The organism is Streptomyces cirratus (genome assembly GCF_014650775.1).
GTDB classification, from domain to species: Bacteria; Actinomycetota; Actinomycetes; order Streptomycetales; family Streptomycetaceae; genus Streptomyces; species Streptomyces cirratus.
Map to the genome: position 1 here is coordinate 607,404 of NZ_BMVP01000002.1, position 18,455 is coordinate 625,858.

Genomic DNA, 18,455 nt, shown 5'->3' on the forward strand with positions numbered 1-18,455 from the left:
ACGTAGCAGGACAAGCAGCGAACAGAGAGCAGAGAGCACCGTGGCCGCAGTATCCGCCCGCCTCCCCGCCTTCCCCTGGGACAAGCTGGAGCCCTACAAGGCGACGGCGGCCGCCCACGCGGACGGCATCGTCGACCTGTCGGTCGGCACTCCCGTCGACCCGGTGCCCGAGCTGATCCGCAGCGCCCTCGTCGCCGCCGCCGACTCCCCGGGCTACCCGACGGTGTGGGGGACGGTCGCGCTGCGCGACGCGATCACCGGCTGGCTGCGCGGGCGCCTCGGCGCGAGCGCCGCCGGGCACCGCAACGTCCTGCCGGTGGTCGGCTCGAAGGAGCTGGTGGCCTGGCTGCCGACCCAGCTGGGCCTGGGCGCCGGCGACAAGGTCGCCTACCCCCGCCTCGCCTACCCGACGTACGAGGTCGGCGCCCGGCTGTGCGGGGCCGAGCCGGTCGTCTACGACGACCCGACCGAGCTCGACCCGGCGGGCGTGAAGCTTTTGTGGCTCAACTCCCCCTCCAACCCCACCGGCCGGGTCCTTCCGAAGGAAGAGCTGACCCGGATCGTGGCCTGGGCGCGCGAGCACGGGATCCTCGTGTTCAGCGACGAGTGCTACCTGGAGCTGGGCTGGGAGGCCGAGCCCGTCTCCGTCCTGCACGACGAGGTGTGCGGCGGCTCCTACGAGGGCATCGTCGCCGTCCACTCGCTGTCCAAGCGGTCCAACCTGGCGGGCTACCGGGCGGCGTTCATCGCCGGTGACGCGGACGTACTCGGCGAGCTGCTGGAGATCCGCAAGCACGGCGGCATGATGACCCCCGCGCCGGTCCAGGCCGCCGTCGTCGCCGCCCTGGGGGACGACGCGCACGTGGAGGAGCAGCGCGGCCGTTACGCGGCCCGCCGCGAGGCGCTGCGCGGGGCCCTGGAGGCCCACGGCTTCCGCGTCGAGCACAGCGAGGCCAGCCTGTACCTGTGGGTGACCCGCGACGAGCCCTGCTGGCAGACGGTGGAGTACCTCGCCGAGCTGGGCATCCTGGTAGCGCCGGGTGACTTCTACGGCGAGGCGGGGGCGAACTTCGTCCGCGTCGCCTTCACCGCCACCGACGAGCGGGTCGCGGCCGCCGTCAAGCGGCTCGGCGCGTAGGGGGCGCCGGGCGCGGTCGGGGCGCGCTCCGGCCCGGATCCGGAACCGCCCGAGGGGCCGGGAGTTCGCACTCCCGGCCCCTCGGCGTTCCCGCGGCGGCGGGTCAGTGGCCGAGGCCGCCCAGCGGCAGCTCCGGCGCGGCGGGCAGCACCGACGTGGGCGCCGCCGGCAGGGCCGACGTGGGCAGACCCGAGGTCGGCAGGCCGGCCAGCAGCGGGCCGGCCGCCTCGGTCAGCTGGGCGGGGGCGGCCTTCGCCGCGGTGTCCGTGGCAGTGGCGGTGGCGTCACCGGCGGCGGCGCCCACGGTGCTGGTGGCGGCGTCCGGAGAGGTGAGCGCGCCCAGCTGCGGCACGGACTCCAGGCCCGCGGCGCTGGCCGCGCCGGCCGCACCGACCACGGGAGCTGTCCCGGCTGCGAGAAGCAGCGCGGCACGGGCGATCCGACGGGTCAGGGGGAGGGACATGATGCTCCTAAGCGGTAGCGGCTGAGTACGCCGGTACAACCGCTCCCGGGGCGGGGTAAGTTGCGGACCCGACGGGTAAAGGATCGGTAACGCATCGCATAATCGGGTTCCGCGACAACCGCACCGGACGGGCGCCGACCAGGTGTTCCACCCCTTTCGCGCCCCCGGGCGCCCCCGCGCCGGTCACCCCCGGGCGAGGGACGTGTCGCACACCCGAGCGGTATCCGGGCCGGGGGGCGGTTCACAGCGGGGATCAGCGGTGCACGAAGATCCGTACCTCGTCCGCCTGCGCGGTGTGCGTCCCCGGCGCACCGGACCGCGAGGACCCGGCGCGCTCCTGCTGCCACTTGCCCTGCGCCTCGCCCGCCGTCCAGCCCCGCGAGGCGTACGAGACCCGGGCGATGCCCATGTCGCCGGAGTGCGCCACCGCCCAGTACGCCACCACCCGCGCGCGCCGGAACGCCGCGTCGGCGGAACCCTGCGGCTGCCCGACGGTGATCTCCGCCTCCGGGGCGCCCGCGCCCTGCTTCGCGGGGGAGGGCGCGGCAGCGGCCTCCACCCGCACCTGCTTGCCGAAGATCCGCTCCAGTTCCGCCCGCACCTGCTCCGGCCGGCCGGGCCCGGTGGGCGCCGGCCCGCCGCAGACGACGGAACCGCCGCCCGCGAAGGCCGCCGTCAGGACGGTCGCGTTCGGCTCGTGCTTCGCGTACGCCTGCGGGAAGCCGCTGAGCTGCACCTCCTGCGCGGCCTCCGTCAGCGGCAGCCGCGCCCAGCCCCTGACCTCCAGCAGCCGGTCGTAGAAGATCCCCGCCGCGTACACCGGGTCACGGATCTCCTGCGGCGTGCCCCAGCCCTGCGAGGGACGCTGCTGGAACAGCCCGAGCGAGTCCCGGTCGCCGTGGTCGAGGTTGCGCAGCCCCGACTCCTGCATGGCGGTGGCCAGCGCGATGGTGACCGCCCGGTCCGGGACGCCCTTGGCGACGCCGACGGCGGCTATCGTCGCCGCGTTCCCGGCCTGCTCCGGCGACATCTCGTACGTACCGGCGCCGCTCTGCTCACCGGGCGCGCCGGCCGTGCAGTGCGGGGCGCCACCCCCGCCGTTGGACTCGTACTGCACGACGAGGTAACCGCCGAGCGCGAGCAGAACGAGCAGACCGGCGATCTTGAGCAGCGGTCGGCGGCGGCGCGGGCTGGAGTGATCGGTGGGGGACACGCGGCCCACCGTACTTGAGCCGCGTGACGTGTCCGCCGGACCCTCACCGGGACCCGTCCACCCGCCGGACCGGCCGGGCCGCTCCACCGCCCGGGCGTTAGGGTCGGCTCATGTCCGAATCCGAGCTGGACCTCACCCTGGACGCTGCCGAGCTGACCGCCCGGCTCGTCGACATCCCTTCCGTGAGCGGCGACGAGAAGGTCCTCGCCGACCTCGTGGAGCACGCGCTGCGCGGCCTGCCGCACCTGACGGTCGACCGCTTCGGGAACAACGTCGTGGCCCGCACGAACCTCGGCCGCGCCGAGCGCGTCGTGCTCGCCGGCCACCTCGACACGGTCCCGATCGCCGACAACGTGCCCTCCCGCCTGGACGAGAACGACGTCCTGTGGGGCTGCGGCACCACGGACATGAAGTCCGGGGTCGCCGTGCAGCTGCGGATCGCGGCGACCGTGCCCGCACCCAACCGGGACCTCACCTTCGTCTTCTACGACCAGGAGGAGGTCGCCGCCGACCTCAACGGCCTGGGCAAGGTCGCCAAGGCCCACCCCGACTGGTTGGAGGGGGACTTCGCGGTCCTGCTGGAACCGTCGAACGCCGAGGTCGAGGGCGGCTGCCAGGGCACCCTGCGCGTGCTGCTGCGCACTGCCGGTGAGCGCGCCCACTCCGCGCGCAGCTGGATGGGCTCCAACGCCATCCACGGCGCCGCCCCGGTCCTCGCGCGGCTCGCGGCGTACGAGGCCCGCAAGCCGGTCATCGACGGGCTGGAGTACCACGAGGGCCTCAACGCGGTCCGTATCGAGGGCGGCGTCGCCAACAACGTCATCCCCGACTCCTGCACGGTGACGGTCAACTTCCGCTATGCCCCCGACCGGAGCAAGGAAGAGGCGCTGGCGCACGTGAAGGAGGTCTTCGAAGGCTGCGACATCGCCGAGTTCGTGGTCGACGACTTCTCCGGCGGCGCCCTCCCGGGCCTGTCCCACCCGGCGGCCGCGGCCTTCATGGAGGCGGTCGGCGGACGTGCCATGCCCAAGTTCGGCTGGACGGACGTGGCCCGGTTCAGCGCGCTGGGCATCCCGGCGGTCAACTACGGCCCGGGCGACGCGCTGCTGGCGCACAAGGTCGACGAACGGGTCGAGACGAAGGCGATCCTGCACTGCGAGGAGCGACTCCGCGCCTGGCTGACCTCCTGAATTCCGCTTGCCGTCACCTTCGTGCGCCTAACCTGATCGAACGATCAGCTGGAGGGAGCACATCATGGGCAACCCCGAACGTTCCGCTCGTCGGCCCGAGGAGCAGCAGCTCGGGCCGGTGCTGCGCAGGCGGAGCCAGGTGCAGGCGGGAAGTACGACGGACCAGCGGCTGCTGGACTCCGCCGGGCCCTCCGAGTGGGTGCACACCGATCCCTGGCGGGTCCTGCGCATCCAGTCGGAGTTCATCGAGGGGTTCGGCACGCTGGCGGAGCTGCCGCCGGCGATCAGCGTGTTCGGATCGGCCCGTACCCCGGAGGGCTCGCCGGAGTACGAGGCGGGCGTACGGATCGGGCACGCCCTCGTCGACGCCGGGTTCGCCGTCATCACGGGCGGCGGCCCGGGCGCGATGGAGGCGGCCAACAAGGGCGCCCGCGAGGCGGGCGGCATCTCCGTGGGGCTGGGCATCGAGCTGCCCTTCGAGCAGGGCCTGAACCAGCACGTGGACCTGGGGCTGAACTTCCGGTACTTCTTCGTCCGCAAGACGATGTTCGTGAAGTACAGCCAGGGCTTCGTGGTGCTGCCCGGCGGGCTCGGCACGCTGGACGAGATGTTCGAGGCGCTGACCCTGGTCCAGACCCGGAAGATCACCCGCTTCCCGATCGTGCTGTTCGGCACGGAGTACTGGGGAGGACTGATCGACTGGCTCCGGAACACCGTCGTCGCGCAGGGCAAGGCCTCCGAGTACGACCTGTGCCTCTTCCACGTGACGGACGACGTGGAAGAGGCCGTGACACTGGTCAGCAAGGAGGTCGGCGAGGGCACGAACGAACGCGCCGCCCGCGCCGCCACCGAAGAGGCCGCCCGGGAGGCGGGCGACTAGGCCGCAGGATCAGGCGAGTCCCCGGCGGGCGACCGCCGGGGGCCGGTGGCCCTGGATGGACGCCACCATGTCGAGGACCTGCCGGGTCTCGGCGACCTCGTGCACGCGGTAGACCTGCGCGCCGAGCCAGGCCGAGACGGCAGTGGTGGCCAGGGTGCCGAGCAGACGTTCCTTCACCGGCTTGTCGAGGGTCTCGCCGACGAAGTCCTTGTTGGACAGCGACACCAGCACCGGCCAGCCCGTCCCGGTCATCTCGCCGAGCCGCCTGGTGGCCTCCAGGGAGTGGCGGGTGTTCTTCCCGAAGTCGTGTCCCGGGTCGATCATGATGGCGTCGCGGCGCACCCCTAGGGCCACGGCCCGCTCGGCCAGGCCGACGGTGACCCGCAGGACGTCCGCCATCACGTCCTCGTACGCGGTCCGGTGCGGCCGGGTACGCGGCTCGACCCCGCCCGCGTGGGTGCAGACCAGCCCGGCGCCGTAACGGGCCGCGACCTCCGCCAGCTTGGGGTCGACCCCGCCCCACGCGTCGTTCAGGACGTCGGCGCCGGCCTCGCACACCGCTTCGCCGACCTCGTGCCGCCAGGTGTCCACACTGATCACCACGTCGGGGTGGCGGCGCCGCACCTCGGCCACGAAGCCGACCGTTCGGCGGGCCTCCTCGGCCGCGTCGACGTGCTCGCCGGGGCCCGCCTTGACCCCGCCGATGTCGATGATCGCGGCGCCCTCGGCCACCGCCTGCCCGACCCGCTCCAGCGCGGGCTCGTCGTGGAACGTCGCGCCCTGGTCGTAGAAGGAGTCCGGGGTCCGGTTCACGATGGCCATGATCACCGGCTCGTGGGTGTCGAACTCGCGCCTGCCCAGTCGCAGCATCCTGGTCTTTCCTCCTTCGGCGGCCCTCGCGCCTCGCCTGCGACCTTAACCTGGTGGCCGGAGTCTCTCAGGGGAGTTGATCGTGTTCTGGTTCTTGCTGATCGCGCTGGTCGTGGTCGTGGCCGCGGTCACCCTCGCGGTGGTCGGCGGAGGTTCGGACGCCGTGCTGCCCGAGGCGGAGCCGGACCGGGTGGCCGATGCCCTGCCGGAAACCCGCCCGGTGCTACGGGCGGACATCGACGCCCTGCGGCTGCCGGTCGCGCCGCGCGGCTACCGGATGGCCGAGGTGGACGACGTACTGGACCGGTTGGCGGCCGAGCTGGCCGAGCGGGACGCGCGCATCGCGGAACTGACCGCCGCCGTCCGCGCCCACGGCCGCGTCGACCTCACCAAGGAGGACCAGTGAGCGGCGCCCCGGCGGTGGCCGGGACGGACGGGATCCTGCGCTGCCCGTGGGCGCTGTCGGCGCAGGAGTACGTCGCCTACCACGACACCGAGTGGGGCCGCCCGGTCCACGGGGACGACGCGCTGTACGAGCGGCTGTGCCTGGAGGCGTTCCAGTCGGGACTGTCCTGGATCACGATCCTGCGGCGGCGCGAGGGCTTCCGCAAGGCCTTCGCGGACTTCCGGATCGCGGAGGTCGCGCGGTTCGACGGCAGCGACGCGGAACGGTTGATGCTGGACCCGGGCATCATCCGCAACCGGATGAAGATCGAGGCGACGCTGGCGAACGCCAAGGTGCTCGCGCAGTGGGCGCCGGGCGAGCTGGAGACGCTGATCTGGTCGCACGCCCCCGAGCCGGGCAAGGTGCCCGAGACCCTCGCGGACGTCCCGGCGGTGACCGCGCAGTCCACGGCGCTGGCCAAGGCGCTCAAGAAGGCGGGCATCCGCTTCGTCGGGCCGACGACGGCCTACGCCCTGATGCAGGCCTGCGGCCTGGTCAACGACCACCTCGCGGCCTGCGGCTTCCGGCACCGGGCCTGACCGTCCGCCTGTCCGTCCGGGCGGCCGGCGGCTGCCGCCGCCCGCCCGGACGCTCTCGTCAGCGGCCCAGGTACTTCGGGGGCTGCTTCGCAAGGAACGCCTCGACCGCGATGCCGTGGTCCGCGGAGGCGCCCGCACGGGTCTGCAGGACGTCCTCGTGGGCCAGGGCCTCCGGCAGCGAGTGGGACGCCCCGTACGCGAGGGACTCCTTGAGGGCCGCATAGGCGACGGTCGGGCCGCAGGCGAGGGCCCGGGCCACCGACTCGGCCTCCGCGGCCAGCGCGTCCGCCGGGACGACGCGGTTCGCGATGCCGAGCTCGTACGCCTCCTGCGCCTTCACCGAACGAGGGAAGAGCAGGAGGTCCGAGGCCCGTGAGGCGCCGATCAGCCGCGGCAGGGTCCAGGAGACGCCCGAGTCTGCGGTCAGCGCCACCCCGGCGAACGAGGTGTTGAAGGAGGCCGTGTCGGCGACGACCCGGAAGTCCGCCGCGAGCGCGAAACCGAAGCCGGCTCCCGCCGCGACCCCGTTCACGCCCGCCACCACCGGCTTCGGCATTTCCGTCAGCGCCCGCACGATCGGGTTGTAGTGCTCGGCGACCGTGCTCATCGTCAGAGAGGAGCCGCTGTCGCGGTCGGCCGCGAGGTTGCCGATGTGCTCCTTGAGGTCCTGGCCGACGCAGAAGGCCCGGCTCCCGGCCGCCGTGAGCAGGACCGCCCGTACCCGCTCGTCGGCCGCGGCGGCCTGCACGGCGTCGCGCAGGGCGACCTTGGCCTCCGTGTTCATGGCGTTCATCGCGTCGGGCCGGTTGATCGTGATGGTGGCGAGTCCGTCGGTCACTTCGTAGAGCACGCTGTCGGCCATGGCGGGGTCCCCCTTCGTCGCGGGCTTGGCTACCGGCCGGTACCGGCCGGTGCAAGGGCCAGCATGGCGGACCGCGCACGCGCCGGACATGTGATGTGCGTCAAAGAAAGAAGAGGCCGCCCGCCGGGCGCAGCGGCGAAGTATCGCAGGCGGATCCCCGAAATGAGTGGTTTTGGTCGAGCGCGTTGCACAAGCGTTCCCCGCCGATGTTGGTCATCGGGTCCTGACATGCGGGATAATGGCTGGGAAGCAATGTGTTCGATGCCGGGTACTAGGCGCCTGAATGGGGCCGTCGGCGACGATGAGCTGGTTTCAGGAAGGGGAACGAGCATGGCGGCCATGAAGCCGCGGACGGGCGACGGCCCGCTCGAGGTCACCAAGGAGGGGCGAGGCATCGTCATGCGCGTACCGCTCGAGGGCGGCGGTCGGCTCGTCGTCGAGCTGACTCCGGACGAGGCGGACGCCCTGGGTGACGCCCTGAAGAAGGTCGTCGGCTGATCCCCCGAGGACGCTGACAGGCACTTCGCCTACGAAACTCCGCACCGCCCCGGCCGCCTCGCGCGACCGGGGCGGTGTCGTACCACCGCGGAGCCGCCGGGTCAGCGGCGGACCGCGCACAGCAGCCCGTCACCCACCGGGAGCAGCGCGGCCTCAAGAGCCGGGCTCTCGCGCACGCTGCGCAGCAGCTCGCGGACCCGGAGCACCTCCACCGGCTGGGCGGCGGAGTCGACGGTACGGCCGTCGGAGAAGACGCCTTCGAAGCACACCAGACCGCCCGGCCGCAGCAGCCGCAACGCTTCGGCGAGGTAGTCGAGGGACTCGGTGGGGTCACCGTCGCAGAAGACGAGGTCGTAGCCGCCGTCGGCGAGCCGCGGCAGCACGTCCAGGGCGCGGCCGGGGATGAAGCGGGCCCGGTTCCCCGCGAAGCCTGCGGCGCGGAAGGCCTGGCGGGCGAACGCCTGCCGGTCCGGCTCCGGGTCGACGGTGGTCAGCACCCCGTCAGGGCGCATCCCGTACAGGAGGTGGATGCCGGAGACTCCGGTCCCGGTGCCGATCTCGGCCACCGCCTTGGCGTCGGCGGTCGCGGCCAGCAGGCGCAGTGCGGCCCCGGTGCCCGGGGAGACGGAGCGCAGCCCCGCTTCCCTGGACCGGTCGCGGGCCCATCGCAGAGCGTCGTCCTCGGCGACAAACGCGTCGGCGAACGCCCAGCTCGTCTGCCGGTTGCCGCTAATGACCCTCTCCTGTCCCCATAGTTGGCGCAACGGTGACTGTATCCGTTGACGTCGGGAACCCGCAGATGGGACCGGGCGTTGGGAGGAGTAGGCGCGGGACGGATGCGGGATAGAGGGGACGGCAGAGGGCAGATCGGCAATCGGCGGCCCCGCGGACCCATAAGACTCGTGCAAAGTTACTGCAAAAATGCTTATCCGGAGCTGACGGGAGGGGTGGCTATGGTAGGGGCTCCACTGGACACCACCAGAGCCGATAGGGGAGGTGCGGCTGCGCCTACGGATCGTGGAGGCGTATTCAGACGTCTCTTCTGGTCGGCAGGTGAGCCGAAATCCGTGACCGAGACCGCTGACCGCTTCCACACCGCCGACACCGCAACCACCGCGACCTTTGCCACCGAAGCGGGACCGCAGGCGTGGACGCCTCCCTCCTGGGAGGAGATCGTCAGCACGCACAGCGCGCGGGTCTACCGCCTTTCCTACCGCCTGACGGGCAACCAGCACGACGCCGAGGACCTGACGCAGGAAGTCTTCGTCCGCGTCTTCCGCTCGCTGTCCACGTACACGCCCGGCACGTTCGAGGGCTGGCTGCACCGCATCACCACCAACCTCTTCCTGGACATGGTCCGCCGCAAGCAGCGGATCCGGTTCGACGCGCTCGCCGACGACGCCGCCGAGCGGCTGCCCAGCCGTGAGCCGTCCCCCCAGCAGGTGCTCCACGACACCCACTTCGATGCCGATGTGCAGCAGGCGCTGGACACCCTCGCGCCCGAGTTCCGCGCGGCCGTCGTGCTGTGTGACATCGAGGGCCTGTCGTACGAGGAGATCGCCGCCACGCTCGGCGTGAAGCTCGGCACCGTGCGCAGCCGTATCCACCGGGGCCGCTCGCACCTGCGCAAGGCGCTCAAGCACCGGTCCCCCGAGGCCCGCGCGGAACAGCGCGCGCTGGCCGGGGTGGCGGTGGGCGCCCCCGGCGCCGGGGGAGAGGGCGGAAGCGAGTGAGTGGAGCCCGACCTTCCCCCGCCGAACAACACCTGGGCGACCGTCTCGCCGCCCTGGTCGACGGAGAGCTGAGCCACGACGCCCGCGAGCGGGTGCTCGCGCACCTGGCGACCTGCCCCAAGTGCAAGGCCGAAGCCGACGCCCAGCGCCGGCTCAAGACCATGTTCGTGGAGAGCGCGCCACCGCCGCTGTCCGCCGGGCTGCTGGCCCGTCTGCAAGGCCTGCCGGGCGGTGATCCCGGGAGCCCCTCCTCCGGCTCGCCGGGCGGCGGAGCCCCCGCGGCGACCTTCGGGTACGTGGCTCCGGCCGCGCCGCGCGAAGCGCTCCGCATCCATGAGGGCGGCCGCGTCCACGAGCCGGGCCGCCCCAGGCGCCGGTTCGCGTTCGTCGCGGCCGGCGCGGTCTCGCTGGCCGCACTCGCCCTGGGCGGCGCCCTGCCGCTGGACTCCGCCGAGCCGGGCGGCTCTCGGGGCGAGGCTCCCGCCGCGCGGCCCGAGCCGTACGTGCCGCTGACCGATGCGGTGGTCCGCGACCGGCTCCCCAGCCCCGGCGTGCTGCCCACCTTCGCGCCCAGGGGGGTACTGAGCCCCTCCGCGCCGGCCCCGGCCCGACCGGCCGTCTCCCTGGCGCACTGACGGCGGGAGCCGGCCGGCTCCCGCGGCCCCGGGCGTACGGACAGGGGAAGCGGGCCGCAGGCCTCGGGCCGGGGGCGGACCTGGTTGAATCGGCGGCAGTCGCGCCGTCCGGCGGTGCGACAGCTTGTGGAAGTCCGCCAGCGCGGGGGAGCGCCCATGTCCGACAGCCAGCACACCGATCCGGCCCCGGCGGCGCCCCGCTGGTGGAGCCGCCCCGAGGGCCCGGTGGACGTGCCGGCGGCGCGCGCGGCCGAGCCGGGGCAGGGACCCGAGCCGGAGCCGGTACCCGAGCCGGGGCAGGCGCCCCCGTCGGCCGCCGGGCCCCGCTACGACCCGTGGGCCGACGCGCCGTTGCAGGTCGCAGACCTGGGCCGGGCGCCCCGTCCAGGGCCGCGGATGTGGCAGCTCGTGGCCCTCGCAGTCGTCACCGCCCTCCTCGCCGGGGGCGTCGGCGGCTACGTCGGCGTCCTCACCGAACGCCGCGGCAACACCCGCCTCGAACTCCCGCAGGCCGCAGTCGACCACAAGGACCGCGCCCCGGAGAGCGTGGCCGGGATCGCCGCCACCGCCCTGCCCGGCGTGGTCACCCTGCACGTCAGCAGCGGCAGCGGCGGCAGTACCGGTACCGGCTTCGTGCTCGACGGCGACGGCCACATCCTCACCAACAACCACGTCGTCGCCGACGCCAAGGACATAACGGTCACTTTCAGTACGGGTGACAGCGTTCCCGCCGAAGTGGTGGGCCGCGACGGCGGCTACGACCTGGCCGTGGTCAAGGTCAGCGGAGTACGGGGGCTGCGCCCGCTCGCCCTCGGGAACTCCGAGAACGTCCGGGTCGGCGACCCCGTCGTGGCCATCGGCGCGCCGTTCGACCTCTCCAACACCGTCACCGCCGGCATCATCAGCGCCACCGGGCGCCCCATCACCGCCGGCGGCGACAAGGGCGACGGCAGCGACATCAGCTACGTCGACGCCCTCCAGACCGACGCCCCCATCAACCCCGGCAACTCCGGCGGCCCGCTCCTGGACTCCCAGGCCCACGTGATCGGCATCAACAGCGCCATCCGGGGCGCGGACAAGGGGCAGCAGGGGGACGAGGGCGCCCGCCAGAGCGGCAGCATCGGCCTCGGCTTCGCCATCCCCGTCAACCAGGGCAAGCGGGTCGCCGAGGAGCTGATCCGCACCGGCCACGCCACGCACCCGGTCATCGGCGTCACCCTCGACATGCAGTACACCGGCGACGGAGCACGGGTCGGCGCCAAGGGCGAGGACGGCAAGCCCTCGGTCGTCGCGGACGGCCCCGGCGCCCGAGCCGGGATCAAGGCGGGCGACGTGATCACGAAGGTGGACGGACAGCGCGTGCACGGCGGCGACGAGCTGATCATCAAGATCCGCGCCCACCGCCCCGGCGACGCGCTGCGCCTGACGGTGCTGCGCGAAGGCAGGGAACTCGCGCTGGAAGTGGTCCTCGGCTCGGCCACCGGATCGTGACGGCCGCGGGCGTCCGTGCGGGAGACGCGCGGGCCCGGAAGCAGGAGACGCGCGGCGCGGCAAGCGGGAGACGCGCGGGGCCGGAAGAAGGATCCCGGGCGTCCTGAGGCGATCCGGGGCCTCCTGGCGTAGGGGCATCGAGCCGGGGCCGGGTACCGTTGTGGGGCCGGACGTGGAAAGAGCCGAGGAGCGGCAAGGTGTTCAACGACATAGGCGCACTCGAAGTGGTCACGATCGTGGTGCTCGCCATCCTCGTCTTCGGCCCGGACAAGCTGCCGAAGGTGATCCAGGACGTCAGCGGGGTCATCCGCAAGATCCGGTCGTTCTCGGACAGCGCCAAGCAGGACATCCGCTCCGAACTGGGCCCGGAGTTCAAGGACTTCGAGTTCGAGGACCTCAACCCCAAGACCTTCATCCGCAAGCACCTGGCGGAGAACGAGGACCTCAAGGAGATCCGCGGCAGCTTCGACCTCCGCAAGGAGCTGAGCGAGGTCACGGACGCCGTCAACGGCAGGGAAGCGCAGCCCGGGCCGGCCGCCGCAGCCGCCGCCACGCCCGCCGCCGGCACGGGTCCGGACCTGCTCAAGAAGCCCGCCTCCCCCGCCGCCGAACAGCGCACACCTTTCGACGCCGACGCCACCTAGCCCGTGTCCGGGCCACTGCCTGCCCGGCGATCCGGGACCGGATGGCTATTCTCTCCATCTGTCCGGACGCAGGGCACCCGAGGATGGGATCCCCCCGCGAAGCGAGGGGAGGGCCGTTCCGGACCCCACGGAACGAGAGGCGCCCAGATGGAGACGACCAGCAGCCGCGTAGGGGTACAGCCCGCGGAAGCCACCGCCGAGGCCCCCGCCGCCGCACCACAGCCGACCCCGGAGCCCGAGCGGCCCCCCGCCCCACAGCAGACCCAGGAGCCCGCCTCGCCCGCGGCGACGGCCCGCCGGGCGGTCGACGGCTACCTGAGGGCCGACTTCCCCTGGTACGGGCTGGACGGGGCCTTCACCGGCCCCCGCTGGCTCATGCAGGTGGGGACCGCCGCGGACGGCACCGTCGAGCACGGCTCCACCGGACACGGGGACGAGCCCTCCGCCCGCGGCGAGATCGCCACCGGCGAGAAGGAACGCTTCGCGGTGGTGATCACCGTGGCCAGCAACCCCCTGCGCCGCAGCGGCGACGGCACCGGCGTCCTGGAGGCCACCTCGGTCTCCTCCGCCGCCTGGCTGGCCGGCTCGGGGCTGCTCGCGTACAGCTGGCCCGGCCAGATGGACCACACCCTGCGCAACGACTGGCTCGACCAGCAGACCGAGGCGGCCTGGGAACTCGCGGACGACCTCGACGGCTCCGACTGGTCGACGCTGTCGCTGCCGGTCGACGGCGAGCCGACCACCTTCCACTACCGCGAGTCCGAATTCGGCTGGGTGCTCGCCGGCTCCACCCGGGCGGGCGTCCACCTGGGCGCGTACGGGCGCGGCATGAGCGCGTACGGCCTCGGCTTCTCGGCCATCTCCGACCTCGGCACGTACGAGTAGCCGCGCGGAAACGCCAGGCACCGCGGACCGGGGGTCCGCGGTGCCTGGCCCACGCCCTCAGGGCCTCACGCCCGTGCCTTCACGATCAGGCCCCCGCGCTCGGACCCCTACGGTCAGAACTTGTTGCGCGGCGTGATTCCCAGCGACATGCCCGACAGCCCGCGGGCACGCCCGCCCAGCTTCCCGGCGATCGCACGCAGCGCCGCACCCGCCGGGGAGTCGGGGTCCGACAGCACGACCGGCTTGCCGTCGTCGCCGCCCTCGCGCAACCGCACGTCGATCGGGATGCTGCCCAGCACCGGCACGCTGGCGCCGACCGTCTTCGTCAGGCCGTCGGCCACCTTCTGGCCGCCGCCCGAGCCGAAGACGTCGACCATCTCGTCACAGTGCGGGCAGGGCAGGCCCGACATGTTCTCGACGACACCGACGATCTTCTGGTGGGTCTGCACGGCGATCGAACCGGCCCGCTCGGCCACCTCGGCCGCGGCCTGCTGCGGGGTGGTCACGACCAGGATCTCGGCGTTCGGCACCAGCTGCGCCACGGAGATCGCGATGTCACCGGTGCCCGGCGGCAGGTCCAGCAGCAGTACGTCCAGGTCGCCCCAGAAGACGTCCGCGAGGAACTGCTGGAGCGCCCGGTGCAGCATCGGACCGCGCCAGACGACCGGCGCGTTGCCCGGGGTGAACATGCCGATGGAGATGACCTTCACGCCGTGCGCCGACGGAGGCATGATCATGTTCTCGACCTGGGTGGGCCGGCCGTCCACGCCGAGCATGCGCGGCACGCTGTGCCCGTAGATGTCCGCGTCCACGACGCCGACCTTGAGCCCGTCCGCCGCCATCGCCGCCGCCAGGTTGACGGTCACGGACGACTTGCCCACGCCGCCCTTGCCGGAGGCGACCGCGTAGACGCGGGTCAGCGAACCCGGCTTGGCGAAGGGCACCTCACGCTCGGCGGTGCCGCCGCGCAGGGTGGCCGCGAGGTCCTTGCGCTGCTCGTCGCTCATCACGTCGAGGGTGACGGCGACGGAGGTGACGCCCGCGACACGTTCCACGGCCTCGGTGACGTTCTTGGTGATGGTCTCGCGCATGGGACAGCCCGACACCGTCAGGTACACCGTGACCGCGACCGCGCCGCCGTCGCCGATCTCCACCGATTTGACCATGCCGAGGTCGGTGATCGGCTTGTGGATCTCGGGGTCGTTCACCGTCGCCAGCGCGTCCAGGATCGCGTCCTGCCCAGGCGCAGCGGCGGAGCTTGTGTCGGTAGCCATGCCCCGATGGTACGGCTCGGTAGCACGGCGCCGGTAAGCCCGTCAGCGGTCGCCTTCGTCACGTTCGGGCGGGAGCAGCCGCCGCTCGTCCATCTCCTTGATCAGGTCCTGGAACTCCGAGCGGATCCAGTCGCGCGTCGCGACCTCGCCTAGGCCCATCCGCAGCGAGGCGATCTCACGCGTCAGGTACTCCGTGTCGGCGATGGAGCGCTCGTTCTGCTTGCGGTCCTGCTCCAGGTTGACCCGGTCCCGGTCGTCCTGGCGGTTCTGCGCCAGCAGGATCAGCGGGGCCGCGTACGAGGCCTGGAGCGAGAGCATCAGCGTCAGGAAGATGAAGGGGTACTTGTCGAAGCGCAGGTGGTCCGGCGCGAAGACGTTCCACAGCACCCAGGCGATGATGACGATCGTCATCCAGACGATGAAGCGGCCCGTGCCCAGGAACCGCGCCACCCGCTCCGAGAGCCGCCCGAACGCCTCCGGGTCGTACACCGGGAGCAGCCGCCTCCGGTCGCTGCGCGGCTGGTCCAGCCGGGCCCGCGGCGAGCGGGTCAGCGCGCTCGCCCCGGTCGCGGAAGCGGCCGTCTTGGCCCGCAGCCGCTCGGTGATCTCTTCCTCCCGCCCCGTCAGGCCCTGTTCGCGCGCGTACTCGCGGGCGTGCTCGCGCGCCAGCTCGCGCCGCACGCGCGTCTGCTCGCGGCGCCGGTCGCGCGCCGGGTCACGCCGCCGCTCAGTGCCCACGTACGGCCTCCTCGGAGTGGAAGTCCGTCTCCCGCCAGTCGTCCGGCAGCAGGTGGTCGAGCACGTCGTCCACGGTCACCGCGCCCAGCAGCGAGCCGCTCTCGTCGACCACGGGCACCGCGACCATGTTGTACGCGGCCAGGTAGCTGGTGACCACCGGCAGCGAGGCGTCCGGCCGCAGCGGCGGCAGGTCCGTGTCCACGATCGAGCTGATCAGGGTGAACGGCGGATCGCGCAGCAGCCGCTGGAAGTGCACCGTCCCCAGGTACTTGCCGGTGGGCGTCTCGTCCGGCGGGCGGCACACGTAGACCTGGGCGGCCAGCGCGGGGGAGAGGTCCGACTGGCGGACCCGGGCCAGCGCGTCCGCGACCGTCGCGTCCGGGCGCAGCACGATCGGCTCGGTGGTCATCAGACCGCCCGCCGTGCGCTCCTCGTACGACAGCAGACGCCGCACGTCCGCGGCGTCGTCCGGCTTCATGAGCGTCAGCAGCCGCTCCTTGTCGTCCTCCGGCAGCTCCGACAGCAGGTCGGCCGCGTCGTCGGGGTCCATCGCCTCCAGGACGTCGGCCGCCCGCTCCTCCTTGAGCTTGCCGAGGATCTCCACTTGCTCGTCCTCGGGCAGCTCCTCCATGACGTCGGCGAGCCGGTCGTCGTCGAGGGCGCTGGCCACCTCGGCGCGCCGCTTCGGCGTCAGGTGGTGCAGTACGTTCGCCACGTCCGCCGGGCGCATCTGCTCGAAGGTGGCCACCAGGTTCTCGGCTCCCTGGCCCTCCTCCTCCAGGGAGAAGCCGGTCACCGCCGACCACTCCACGGTCAGGGTCTCGCCGCGCCGGCGCAGCGCACCGCTCTTGCCCTTGCGGACGAAGATGCGGTCGATCTCCCAGTCCCGGCGGGCCGGCAGCTGCTGGATGGCCACGTCGAGGACGGTGACCTCCTCGCCGGTCGACACCAGCTTCACGCGGCGGTCCAGCAGCTCGCCCAGGATCAGCCGCTCGGTGGGCCGCTGTTCGAATCGCCGCATGTTGACGACGCCCGTGGTGATGACCTGCCCGGACTCCACGCCCGTCACCCGCGTCATGGGCAGGAAGATCCGCCTCCGGCTGACCACCTCGACGACCAGCCCCAGCAGCCGCGGGGGCCGCCCGCCGACGCGCAGCATGGCGACGAGGTCGCGCACCCGGCCCACCTGGTCGCCGTTGGGGTCGAAGACGGGCACACCCGACAGATGCGAAACGAAGATCCGCGGGGCGCCAGCAGCCATCCGAGCGCCTCCTAGAACGTGAACCGACCGTCGATCAACAGTCCTGCCGAGCCTCAGGCTAGCCCGTGGGCCCGGAAGGCGTCCTGGTGGGGCCGTCGGACGGCGTCCGTACGGGGCCGGACGGGCGGCTCCCACACCGGGCGCGGGCCGCGCGGGACGGGCGGGTACGCTGCCTGCTGCCCCAGACGACCGACCGGGAGGCACCCGCACGTGACCGCCTACTTCCCCGCCGCGCGCCTGCGCCGGGCCGCCTTCATCGGCGCGCTGTGCGCGGGCCTCACCGTCACCGTCACGGGCTGCGGCGGCGGCGGCGAGGACCCGGACAAGGGCACCAACGGCGTCGGCAAGCTGCCCGCCGACCAGATCGAGGCGAAGGCGAAGGCGGCGGCCACCGCGGCGAGCTCGGTACACCTGTCCGGTTCGGTGGTCACCGGCGGCAAGACCTTCACCCTCGACATGCGCCTCAAGGGCGACGGCGGTTCCGGCGAGGTCAAGTCCCAGCAGGACACCTTCCAGGTGCTGCGCATCGGCGAGCAGCTGTACTTGAAGGCGAACGCCGCCTTCTGGGGGAAGTCCGACTCGGCCGGCAAACTCGGCGACAAGTTCGTGAAGGTGCCCCAGAGCGACCCCACGTACAAGCAGTTCCGCGGCTTCACCGACATGCACGTGCTGCTCGACGGGCTCCTCGGCCTCGACGGCAAGCTCACCAAGGCGCCCTACGGCAAGGTCGGTCACGGCCGGGTGGTGCCGGTCCTCGCGGCGGGCGGCAAGGGCGGCCGGCTCTCGGTGTCCCTGGAGGGGACCCCATACCCGCTCCTCATGGAACGCGCGGGCGGCGCGGGGCGGGTGGAACTCGCCGAATGGGGCCAGAGCTTCCAGCTGTCCGCGCCCGCGCAGGACCAGACGGTGGATTACGGTTCCCAGCTGCCCACCACCAAGGACGCGAGCGGCGCGACGCCCGGCCCGGCCAAGAGCTCCGGCCAGGGCTCCGACCCCACCGACGGCTGACCCCGCCGAGCCCGGGCCGTCCGCCCCGCACCCGGCAGCCTCCGCCCGGCCCGCAAGGGCCCCGCCGGCCCGGAACGGCGCCTCACCCCGGCCCGGAAGGGCCCCGCACCCGGCCCGGCGGCCCGCGCCGGGCCGGGGCGGTGCGCGGCTCTAGCGGGCCGCCTTCTTTCGCTTGAGCAGCAGCTTCGGCAGCCCGGCCGGGACCTCCCGGCGCGTGATCGCCGGGGACGGCAGCGGGGCCGCGGCCAGCGACCCGCCCGGAAGGGAGTCCCGTACCGCCGCCGGCTCCAGCCGCAGCAGCCGGCACTCCCGCGCCCACCGCTCCGTCATCCGCTCGGCATCGGGCGCGTTCAGCCGCTTGCCCTTGAGCTCCGCGACCGCGGCCTGCCACGCCTCGCCGCCCGGGGCGAGCTCGCGGACCGTGGCGGTCCAGGCGACCAGCCGGCCGCCCTTGTCCTTGCTGCGCACCGTCACCTCGGCGGGGCCGCCGTCCACGAGCCCCGGGAACGGCTGCTCCCCGGGCCCGTCGCCCACCACGTGGGCGGCGCCGTCCACCCAGGCGTGCCACAGGGCCCGGTCGGCCCCGGAGCCGCGGACCCAGATGAGCCCGGACTTCTTGGTGGCCTCCTCGACGAGGGCCAGGTCGAGCGCGCTGAGAGTCATGCGGACAGGGTAGCCAGGCCCCCGG

General features: G+C 73.0%; 20 protein-coding genes and 1 pseudogene. 12 read left to right on the plus strand and 9 right to left on the minus strand.

Annotation, left to right across the window (positions count from 1 at the left end):
• Positions 1-40 precede the first annotated feature (40 nt).
• Positions 41-1,138 (plus strand): succinyldiaminopimelate transaminase, encoded by a 1,098-nt coding sequence (gene dapC / locus IE207_RS07795; RefSeq protein ID WP_190183276.1) that lies wholly within the window; start codon positions 41-43, stop codon positions 1,136-1,138.
• Between the two features lie 103 nt (positions 1,139-1,241).
• Here the strand turns inward: dapC and IE207_RS07800 are convergent, their stop codons facing one another.
• Together IE207_RS07800 and IE207_RS07805 are read right to left on the minus strand one after the other, a co-directional pair.
• Entirely contained in the window at positions 1,242-1,601 is a 360-nt protein-coding gene (locus IE207_RS07800; RefSeq protein WP_190183277.1) for an ATP-binding protein, read from the minus strand.
• 253 nt (positions 1,602-1,854) lie between these two features.
• On the minus strand, positions 1,855-2,814 hold the full coding sequence (locus IE207_RS07805; RefSeq protein ID WP_229873454.1) for a hypothetical protein: 960 nt from the start codon (positions 2,812-2,814) through the stop codon (positions 1,855-1,857).
• Between the two features lie 110 nt (positions 2,815-2,924).
• On the opposite strand from IE207_RS07805, the gene dapE reads away from it, so the two are divergent.
• Positions 2,925-4,004, plus strand: a complete 1,080-nt coding sequence (gene dapE / locus IE207_RS07810) for a succinyl-diaminopimelate desuccinylase (RefSeq protein ID WP_190183278.1) — start codon at positions 2,925-2,927, stop codon at positions 4,002-4,004.
• A gap of 64 nt (positions 4,005-4,068) precedes the next feature.
• A complete protein-coding gene (locus IE207_RS07815) occupies positions 4,069-4,884 on the plus strand; it encodes an LOG family protein (protein WP_229873456.1) in 816 nt (271 codons plus the stop codon).
• A gap of 9 nt (positions 4,885-4,893) precedes the next feature.
• Here the strand turns inward: IE207_RS07815 and folP are convergent, their stop codons facing one another.
• Entirely contained in the window at positions 4,894-5,754 is an 861-nt protein-coding gene (folP, locus tag IE207_RS07820; protein ID WP_190183279.1) for a dihydropteroate synthase, read from the minus strand.
• A gap of 76 nt (positions 5,755-5,830) precedes the next feature.
• Between folP and IE207_RS07825 the strand changes: the two are divergent.
• Positions 5,831-6,115, plus strand: a pseudogene (locus IE207_RS07825) (DivIVA domain-containing protein); the annotation flags it as partial.
• 41 nt (positions 6,116-6,156) lie between these two features.
• Positions 6,157-6,738 carry a DNA-3-methyladenine glycosylase I gene (locus tag IE207_RS07830; RefSeq protein WP_190183281.1) on the plus strand — a complete coding sequence of 194 codons (582 nt, stop codon included), beginning with the start codon at positions 6,157-6,159 and terminating at the stop codon, positions 6,736-6,738.
• 58 nt (positions 6,739-6,796) lie between these two features.
• Here IE207_RS07830 and chcB read toward each other — a convergent pair whose 3' ends face one another.
• Complete coding sequence (chcB, locus tag IE207_RS07835) at positions 6,797-7,600, minus strand: 2-cyclohexenylcarbonyl CoA isomerase (RefSeq protein ID WP_190183282.1); 804 nt, start codon at positions 7,598-7,600, stop codon at positions 6,797-6,799.
• 330 nt (positions 7,601-7,930) lie between these two features.
• Between chcB and IE207_RS07840 the strand changes: the two genes are divergently transcribed.
• Entirely contained in the window at positions 7,931-8,098 is a 168-nt protein-coding gene (locus IE207_RS07840) for a DUF3117 domain-containing protein (RefSeq protein WP_003966491.1), read from the plus strand.
• 101 nt (positions 8,099-8,199) lie between these two features.
• On the opposite strand, the gene IE207_RS07845 is transcribed toward IE207_RS07840, so the two are convergent.
• Positions 8,200-8,862, minus strand: a complete 663-nt coding sequence (locus tag IE207_RS07845) for an O-methyltransferase (RefSeq protein WP_190183283.1) — start codon at positions 8,860-8,862, stop codon at positions 8,200-8,202.
• A gap of 189 nt (positions 8,863-9,051) precedes the next feature.
• Here IE207_RS07845 and sigE point away from each other — a divergent pair, with 189 nt between their 5' ends.
• From sigE to IE207_RS07870, 5 genes are all read left to right on the plus strand, one after another.
• Complete coding sequence (gene sigE, locus IE207_RS07850; RefSeq protein WP_190183284.1) at positions 9,052-9,831, plus strand: RNA polymerase sigma factor SigE; 780 nt, start codon at positions 9,052-9,054, stop codon at positions 9,829-9,831.
• Positions 9,828-10,466: an anti-sigma factor family protein gene (locus tag IE207_RS07855; RefSeq protein ID WP_190183285.1), complete on the plus strand. Its 639-nt coding sequence runs from the start codon at positions 9,828-9,830 to the stop codon at positions 10,464-10,466. The genes sigE and IE207_RS07855 overlap by 4 nt, the downstream gene beginning before the upstream one ends.
• A 156-nt stretch (positions 10,467-10,622) precedes the next feature.
• A complete protein-coding gene (locus tag IE207_RS07860) occupies positions 10,623-11,957 on the plus strand; it encodes a S1C family serine protease (protein ID WP_190183286.1) in 1,335 nt (444 codons plus the stop codon).
• A 197-nt stretch (positions 11,958-12,154) separates the two neighbouring features.
• Complete coding sequence (locus tag IE207_RS07865; protein WP_190183287.1) at positions 12,155-12,601, plus strand: sec-independent translocase; 447 nt, start codon at positions 12,155-12,157, stop codon at positions 12,599-12,601.
• A gap of 147 nt (positions 12,602-12,748) precedes the next feature.
• Positions 12,749-13,486 carry a hypothetical protein gene (locus IE207_RS07870; protein ID WP_190183288.1) on the plus strand — a complete coding sequence of 246 codons (738 nt, stop codon included), beginning with the start codon at positions 12,749-12,751 and terminating at the stop codon, positions 13,484-13,486.
• Positions 13,487-13,599: 113 nt separating this feature from the next.
• On the opposite strand, the gene IE207_RS07875 is transcribed toward IE207_RS07870, so the two are convergent.
• From IE207_RS07875 to IE207_RS07885, 3 genes are all read right to left on the minus strand, one after another.
• Positions 13,600-14,715, minus strand: coding sequence for an Mrp/NBP35 family ATP-binding protein (locus IE207_RS07875; RefSeq protein ID WP_190183625.1), 1,116 nt, complete (start codon positions 14,713-14,715; stop codon positions 13,600-13,602).
• Positions 14,716-14,802: 87 nt separating this feature from the next.
• Positions 14,803-15,354, minus strand: coding sequence for a DUF1003 domain-containing protein (locus IE207_RS07880; RefSeq protein ID WP_229873538.1), 552 nt, complete (start codon positions 15,352-15,354; stop codon positions 14,803-14,805).
• Positions 15,355-15,487: 133 nt separating this feature from the next.
• Positions 15,488-16,759 carry a magnesium transporter MgtE N-terminal domain-containing protein gene (locus tag IE207_RS07885; protein ID WP_190183290.1) on the minus strand — a complete coding sequence of 424 codons (1,272 nt, stop codon included), beginning with the start codon at positions 16,757-16,759 and terminating at the stop codon, positions 15,488-15,490.
• 210 nt (positions 16,760-16,969) lie between these two features.
• Here IE207_RS07885 and IE207_RS07890 point away from each other — a divergent pair, with 210 nt between their 5' ends.
• Positions 16,970-17,767 (plus strand): hypothetical protein, encoded by a 798-nt coding sequence (locus tag IE207_RS07890; RefSeq protein WP_190183291.1) that lies wholly within the window; start codon positions 16,970-16,972, stop codon positions 17,765-17,767.
• Positions 17,768-17,917: 150 nt separating this feature from the next.
• Here the strand turns inward: IE207_RS07890 and IE207_RS07895 are convergent, their stop codons facing one another.
• Positions 17,918-18,430: a hypothetical protein gene (locus IE207_RS07895; RefSeq protein ID WP_190183292.1), complete on the minus strand. Its 513-nt coding sequence runs from the start codon at positions 18,428-18,430 to the stop codon at positions 17,918-17,920.
• Positions 18,431-18,455 lie beyond the last annotated feature (25 nt).

What these genes read in the sequence shown, in the direction of transcription:
- IE207_RS07800 (WP_190183277.1), bottom strand. Translation starts at nt 1,601, where the DNA reads ATGTCCCTCCCCCTGACCCGTCGGATCGCCCGTGCCGCGCTGCTTCTC.
- dapE (WP_190183278.1), top strand. Translation starts at nt 2,925, where the DNA reads ATGTCCGAATCCGAGCTGGACCTCACCCTGGACGCTGCCGAGCTGACC.
- IE207_RS07815 (WP_229873456.1), top strand. Translation starts at nt 4,069, where the DNA reads ATGGGCAACCCCGAACGTTCCGCTCGTCGGCCCGAGGAGCAGCAGCTC.
- folP (WP_190183279.1), bottom strand. Translation starts at nt 5,754, where the DNA reads ATGCTGCGACTGGGCAGGCGCGAGTTCGACACCCACGAGCCGGTGATC.
- chcB (WP_190183282.1), bottom strand. Translation starts at nt 7,600, where the DNA reads ATGGCCGACAGCGTGCTCTACGAAGTGACCGACGGACTCGCCACCATC.
- IE207_RS07840 (WP_003966491.1), top strand. Translation starts at nt 7,931, where the DNA reads ATGGCGGCCATGAAGCCGCGGACGGGCGACGGCCCGCTCGAGGTCACC.
- sigE (WP_190183284.1), top strand. Translation starts at nt 9,052, where the DNA reads ATGGTAGGGGCTCCACTGGACACCACCAGAGCCGATAGGGGAGGTGCG.
- IE207_RS07860 (WP_190183286.1), top strand. Translation starts at nt 10,623, where the DNA reads ATGTCCGACAGCCAGCACACCGATCCGGCCCCGGCGGCGCCCCGCTGG.
- IE207_RS07870 (WP_190183288.1), top strand. Translation starts at nt 12,749, where the DNA reads ATGGAGACGACCAGCAGCCGCGTAGGGGTACAGCCCGCGGAAGCCACC.
- IE207_RS07885 (WP_190183290.1), bottom strand. Translation starts at nt 16,759, where the DNA reads ATGGCTGCTGGCGCCCCGCGGATCTTCGTTTCGCATCTGTCGGGTGTG.
- IE207_RS07895 (WP_190183292.1), bottom strand. Translation starts at nt 18,430, where the DNA reads ATGACTCTCAGCGCGCTCGACCTGGCCCTCGTCGAGGAGGCCACCAAG.